The 5,643-nt window shown below is 49.8% G+C and carries 9 protein-coding genes and 3 pseudogenes; 5 read left to right on the plus strand and 7 right to left on the minus strand.

The features are described 5' to 3' along the window. The 7 genes and pseudogenes from FYJ34_RS15200 to FYJ34_RS15600 all read right to left on the minus strand — a co-directional run. Nucleotides 1-134, minus strand: a pseudogene (locus FYJ34_RS15200) (PadR family transcriptional regulator); the annotation flags it as partial. Between the two features lie 155 nt (nucleotides 135-289). Further along, nucleotides 290-1,279 (minus strand): annotated as a pseudogene (locus FYJ34_RS11635) (YeiH family protein). Continuing rightward, complete coding sequence (locus FYJ34_RS14305) at nucleotides 1,176-1,406, minus strand: hypothetical protein (RefSeq protein WP_330582629.1); 231 nt, start codon at nucleotides 1,404-1,406, stop codon at nucleotides 1,176-1,178. Before FYJ34_RS14305 ends, FYJ34_RS11635 begins: the two are co-directional and overlap by 104 nt. Nucleotides 1,407-1,597: 191 nt before the next feature. Further along, entirely contained in the window at nucleotides 1,598-1,765 is a 168-nt protein-coding gene (locus FYJ34_RS15585) for a PhoU domain-containing protein (RefSeq protein WP_173017117.1), read from the minus strand. Then, nucleotides 1,737-1,901 (minus strand): hypothetical protein, encoded by a 165-nt coding sequence (locus tag FYJ34_RS15590; protein ID WP_173017118.1) that lies wholly within the window; start codon nucleotides 1,899-1,901, stop codon nucleotides 1,737-1,739. The genes FYJ34_RS15585 and FYJ34_RS15590 overlap by 29 nt, the downstream gene beginning before the upstream one ends. Next, nucleotides 1,876-2,313, minus strand: coding sequence for a Na/Pi cotransporter family protein (locus FYJ34_RS15595; RefSeq protein WP_173017119.1), 438 nt, complete (start codon nucleotides 2,311-2,313; stop codon nucleotides 1,876-1,878). The genes FYJ34_RS15590 and FYJ34_RS15595 overlap by 26 nt, the downstream gene beginning before the upstream one ends. Nucleotides 2,314-2,334: 21 nt before the next feature. Beyond that, nucleotides 2,335-2,712, minus strand: coding sequence for a Na/Pi symporter (locus FYJ34_RS15600; protein WP_173017120.1), 378 nt, complete (start codon nucleotides 2,710-2,712; stop codon nucleotides 2,335-2,337). A 113-nt stretch (nucleotides 2,713-2,825) separates the two neighbouring features. Between FYJ34_RS15600 and FYJ34_RS11645 the strand changes: the two are divergent. From FYJ34_RS11645 to FYJ34_RS14335, 5 genes and pseudogenes are all read left to right on the plus strand, one after another. Continuing rightward, nucleotides 2,826-4,138, plus strand: a pseudogene (locus tag FYJ34_RS11645) (Na/Pi cotransporter family protein); the annotation flags it as partial. A gap of 199 nt (nucleotides 4,139-4,337) precedes the next feature. After that, nucleotides 4,338-4,862 carry a YeiH family protein gene (locus FYJ34_RS13605; RefSeq protein ID WP_268878953.1) on the plus strand — a complete coding sequence of 175 codons (525 nt, stop codon included), beginning with the start codon at nucleotides 4,338-4,340 and terminating at the stop codon, nucleotides 4,860-4,862. Next, entirely contained in the window at nucleotides 4,852-4,983 is a 132-nt protein-coding gene (locus FYJ34_RS13610; protein ID WP_268878956.1) for a hypothetical protein, read from the plus strand. Before FYJ34_RS13605 ends, FYJ34_RS13610 begins: the two co-directional genes overlap by 11 nt. Beyond that, entirely contained in the window at nucleotides 4,922-5,161 is a 240-nt protein-coding gene (locus FYJ34_RS15210; RefSeq protein WP_334296369.1) for a putative sulfate exporter family transporter, read from the plus strand. Before FYJ34_RS13610 ends, FYJ34_RS15210 begins: the two co-directional genes overlap by 62 nt. Then, entirely contained in the window at nucleotides 5,052-5,462 is a 411-nt protein-coding gene (locus FYJ34_RS14335) for a putative sulfate exporter family transporter (protein WP_330582632.1), read from the plus strand. The genes FYJ34_RS15210 and FYJ34_RS14335 overlap by 110 nt, the downstream gene beginning before the upstream one ends. The last annotated feature ends 181 nt before the right edge of the window (nucleotides 5,463-5,643 follow it).

Consider the following 5,643-nt stretch of genomic DNA (forward strand, 5'->3'; position numbering starts at 1 on the left):
TGCCTTTAACTCAAATACATTCTCCGAACGGTCCCGCAGCGTGCGGATCATCTCATATCCGTACATCTCCGCTCTGACAAAAGCTTCAGGACAAGCATCGCCATGCTTCCGGAAAGCATGCTCTTATCGATCATCTGTTTTTCTGTTTTCTTCATGATATCCGCCTCCTTATATATATGATCTATATATTGATTATCTACATAATAAATCCTAAAAAAGGAAATGTCAAGAAGTCTCCTGCATTCCCTTTGTACAGCACTATGTATTACATGTCCTGCGCCTTCTTTCCCTACCAGATTCCCATGACGACTGCATCAGAAGACTTACTGCTGTGATCCCGCCCCAGCAGGCGGCTCCCAGAAGAATAGGCTTTCCTCCACTTTTTACCAGCTTGATCAGATTGCTGTTGAGGCCGATGGCCGCCATTGCCATGATGATAAAAAATTTAGACAGATCCTTGAGCGGCGTAAAAATCTCCGATGGAATGCCCGCCTGCACCGCTACCGTTGTGATCGCTGCCGCCAGGATGAAGTACAGGATAAACATGGGAAATGCCTTGCGCAAACGGAACCCGCCTGCACAGGTTCCATCTTTTTCCCTCTGCTTCGCACGGACAAAACTTAACAGCAACGTGATGGGAATGATGGCCAGCGTTCTCGTCAGCTTCACCAGAACGGCCTTATCCAGAGTTTCGCTTCCCAGCTTCCACATACTGTCCCAGGTGGAGGCAGCTGCCGTCACAGAGGAGGTGTCATTGACTGCCGTACCTGCAAAGATCCCGAAGGCATTGCCGCCTGTCGTGTCAAATCCCACTGCCACTCCCAGCATCGGAAACAAAACCGCCGCCAATACATTAAAGAAAAAGATAACAGAGATCGCCTGCGCCACTTCGTCGTCCTCCGCCCCAATGACCGGCGCCGTAGCGGCAATAGCGGATCCTCCGCAAATAGAAGATCCTACTCCGATCAACGTAGAAATATTTCCGGGGATCCTAAGTGTTTTATGCAGGATCCACGCCAGGAACAAAGAGGTACTGATGGTGCATATGATAATAGGCAGAGACTGTTTTCCCGTTTCCAAAACAACGCCCAGGTTCATGCAAATCCAAGAAGGACCACTGCCGCCTGCAGCACAAATTTGGAGGTGAAACGAATCCCCGCCTCCGCTTTCCCTTGTCATTCCATACCAATGCCAGAAGCATCCCCAGTAAAATAGCAAAGACTGCGCCTCCCACGACGGGAAACTGCTTCCCCAAAAGCCAGGACAAAACTGCTATCACAAAGCAGGTCAGCATCCCCGGTCCGTTTTTCTTGGATGCGATCCATTTCAACCCTCTCCTTTTCTTTTCTCTTTCTGATTTTCTTTTTAACCCTTTTGATTTTTTTGCAGAGCGCTTTATCTCGCACACTGGCCTTCCCTGGATTTTCCCATGTACTTCCCTTGGATCCAGACGAAAAAAGAAGCAGCCTTTTGCCAGACATTTCTGTGCTGGCACTGCTCTTTCTGATTCTGTTTTTCTGATGAAAGATCTATGCGATCCCTTCCAATACTTCCTCCGCCAATATTTCTTGCGTGATCGAAATACGCTCCAGGCAGACTAATGCGTCCAAAAAGACGATTCCTGCTCTGCCTCGCACTGATTGTTGGCCAGACGTTTGATATGCCTGGTACGAAGCTGTACCTCCAGCGCATCTGCCTGGTTTTCTTTTTCCACCACCCGCAGCGCCCTGTCCTTGTCATTTTCCCTGAAACGCCTTGTAAGCATAGAGATAGCTGTCCACACAGACCTCTGTCATCTCCTGCAGCTGCTCTCTTCCTGTGTCGGAAAAGCTGAGCTTCCTTTCCATGATCGTTTCTGCAAACTCAGAAATGTTTTCACAATAGTCGCTGACCCGTTCCATATCCGGATACGATCTGCAGCAAATGTGAGATCTCCTGGTGCTCCTTTTCACTGATCTGCAGAGAACTCAGCTTGATGGCATAGTCCCGGTGATTCTCCGGCCGGCAAAGGCGATCCACCGTTTTTTCTTCCTCCCGCAAAAAGCGGATATCCTGTTCCTTCGGTGCAAACAGTACATTCTTGGCCACAAGCAGGGACTCCTCCACGATCTTTCCCATGCGGTCGATCTCTTTTGACCGTTGCCCTGCAGTGCGATGCTGGCGTTTCCAGAACACGTTTCGTCCAAAAGCACCGTGCTCTTTTTCCTGCTCCCCTTCTTTGACTCTGCCCAGTTTCTTTGCCAGGCGGATGATCCAGTTGGAGGCCGGGAACAGCAGAACAGTCGTACCAATATTGAAGATGGTATGTACCAAACTGATCTGTGTCTGGGTTGATCACACCCGTTCTGCCGCCACATTGATCAGCTTAAAGTATACGATAGCTACCACTGAAAAAATGATCGTCCCTATGATATTGAACAACAGGTGCATCAGCGCCGCCGTCTTTGCCGTCCGTTTTGCTCCCAGACTGGCAAGAATCGCGGTGATACAGGTACCAATATTCTGTCCCATGATGATGTAGATGGCCGCGCTGAAAGGAACCAGTCCTGCTGCCGCAAGACTCTGCAGGATTCCCACGGAAGCTGAAGAGCTCTGGATGATCGCTGTCACGACCGTTCCTGTGAGGATTCCTAAAAACGGATTATTGCCCAGTGTTACAAACAGGCTGCGGAATCCTTCGGACTCCCTTAGCGGATCTACGGCTGCGGACATGGTAGAGATTCCGATAAACAGCAGACCGAATCCGATGATGATGCTGGCTAACCTCCTTGGAAGATCGTCTCTTCCCTGTCAGCATGATGACAGCGCTATCTAACATCTTCTGTGAATGGGCACTGAGTCCTTCCACGCTGGCGCCGGTAGCGCTGATGATCGGCGTGGTCATCATGCTGACAGGGAGACGATCTTCCAAGGAGGTAGCCAGCATCATCATCGATTCGGTCTGCTGTTTATCGGAATCTCTACCATGTCCGCAGCCGTAGATCCGCTAAGGGAGTCCGAAGGATTCCGCAGCCTGTTTGTAACACTGGGCAATAATCCGTTTTTAGGAATCCTCACAGGAACGGTCGTGACAGCGATCATCCAGAGCTCTTCAGCTTCCGTGGGAATCCTGCAGAGTCTTGCGGCAGCAGGACTGGTTCCTTTCAGCGCGGCCATCTACATCATCATGGGACAGAATATTGGTACCTGTATCACCGCGATTCTTGCCAGTCTGGGAGCAAAACGGACGGCAAAGACGGCGGCGCTGATGCACCTGTTGTTCAATATCATAGGGACGATCATTTTTTCAGTGGTAGCTATCGTATACTTTAAGCTGATCAATGTGGCGGCAGGAACGGGTGTGATCACCCAGACACAGATCAGTTTGGTACATACCATCTTCAATATTGGTACGACTGTTCTGCTGTTCCCGGCCTCCAACTGGATCATCCGCCTGGCAAAGAAACTGGGCAGAGTCAAAGAAGGGGAGCAGGAAAAGAGCACGGTGCTTTTGGACGAACGTGTTCTGGAAACGCCCAGCATCGCACTGCAGGCAACGGTCAAAGAGATCGACCGCATGGGAAAGATCGTGGAGGAGTCCCTGCTTGTGGCCAAGAATGTACTGTTTGCACCGAAGGAACAGGATATCCGCTTTTTGCGGGAGGAAGAAAAAAACGGTGGATCGCCTTTGCGCCGGAATCACCGACTATGCCATCAAGCTGAGTTCTCTGCAGATCAGTGAAAAGGAGCACCAGGAGATCTCACATTTGCTGCAGATCGTATCGGATATGGAACGGGTCAGCGACTATTGTGAAAACATTTCTGAGTTTGCAGAAACGATCATGGAAAGGAAGCTCAGCTTTTCCGACACAGGAAGAGAGCAGCTGCAGGAGATGACAGAGGTCTGTGTGGACAGCTATCTCTATGCTTACAAGGCGTTTCAGGAAAATGACAAGGACAGGGCGCTGCGGTGGGTGGAAAAAGAAACCCAGGCAGATGCGCTGGAGGTACAGCTTCGTACCAGGCATATCAAACGTCTGGCCAACAATCAGTGCGAGGCAGAGGCAGGAATCGTCTTTTTGGACGCATTAGTCTGCCTGGAGCGTATTTCGATCACGCAAGAAATATTGCGGAGGAAGTATTGGAAGGGATCGCATAGATCTTTCATCAGAAAAACAGAATCAGAAAGAGCAGTGCAGCACAGAAATGTCTGGCAAAAGGCTGCTTCTTTTTTCGTCTGGATCCAAGGGAAGTACATGGGAAAATCCAGGGAAGGCAGTGTGCGAGATAAGCGCTCTGCAAAAAATCAAAAGGGTTAAAAAGAAAATCAGAAAGAGAAAGAAAAGGAGAGGGTTGAAATGGATCGCATCAAGAAAAACGGACCGGGGATGCTGACCTGCTTTGTGATAGCAGTTTTTGTCCTGGCTTTTGGGAAAGCAGTTTCCCGTCGTGGGAGGCGCAGTCTTTGCTATTTTACTGGGATGCTTCTGGCATTGGTATGGAATGACAAGGGGAAAGCGGAGGCGGGGATTCGTTTCACCTCCAAATTTGTGCTGCAGGCGGCAGTGGTCCTTCTTGGATTTGGCATGAACCTGGGCGTTGTTTTGGAAACGGGAAAACAGTCTCTGCCTATTATCATATGCACCATCAGTACCTCTTTGTTCCTGGCGTGGATCCTGCATAAAACACTTAGGATCCCCGGAAATATTTCTACGTTGATCGGAGTAGGATCTTCTATTTGCGGAGGATCCGCTATTGCCGCTACGGCGCCGGTCATTGGGGCGGAGGACGACGAAGTGGCGCAGGCGATCTCTGTTATCTTTTTCTTTAATGTATTGGCGGCGGTTTTTTTTTCCGATGCTGGGAGTGGCAGTGGGATTTGACACGACAGGCGGCAATGCCTTCGGGATCTTTGCAGGTACGGCAGTCAATGACACCTCCTGTGACGGCAGCTGCCTCCACCTGGGACAGTATGTGGAAGCTGGGAAGCGAAACTCTGGATAAGGCCGTTCTGGTGAAGCTGACGAGAACGCTGGCCATCATTCCCATCACGTTGCTGTTAAGTTTTGTCCGTGCGAAGCAGAGGAAAAAGATGGAACCTGTGCAGGCGGGTTCCGTTTGCGCAAGGCATTTCCCATGTTTATCCTGTACTTCATCCTGGCGGCAGCGATCACAACGGTAGCGTGCAGGCGGGCATTCCATCGGAGATTTTTACGCCGCTCAAGGATCTGTCTAAATTTTTTATCATCATGGCAATGGCGGCCATCGGCCTCAACAGCAATCTGATCAAGCTGGTAAAAAGTGGAGGAAAGCCTATTCTTCTGGAGCCGCCTGCTGGGCGGGATCACAGCAGTAAGTCTTCTGATGCAGTCGGTCATGGGAATCTGGTAGGGAAAGAAGGCGCAGGACATGTAATACATAGTGCTGTACAAAGGGAATGCAGGAGACTTCTTGACATTTCCTTTTTAGGATTTATTATGTAGATAATCAATATATAGATCATATATAAGGAGGCGGATATCATGAAGAAAACAGAAAAACAGATGATCGATAAGAGCATGCTTTCCGGAAGCATGGCGATGCTTGTCCTGAAGCTTTTGTCAGAGCGGGAGATGTACGGATATGAGATGATCGCACGCTGCGGGACCGTTCGGAGAATGTATT

The organism is Suipraeoptans intestinalis, assembly GCF_009696485.1.
Lineage (GTDB): Bacteria > Bacillota > Clostridia > Lachnospirales > Lachnospiraceae > Suipraeoptans > Suipraeoptans intestinalis.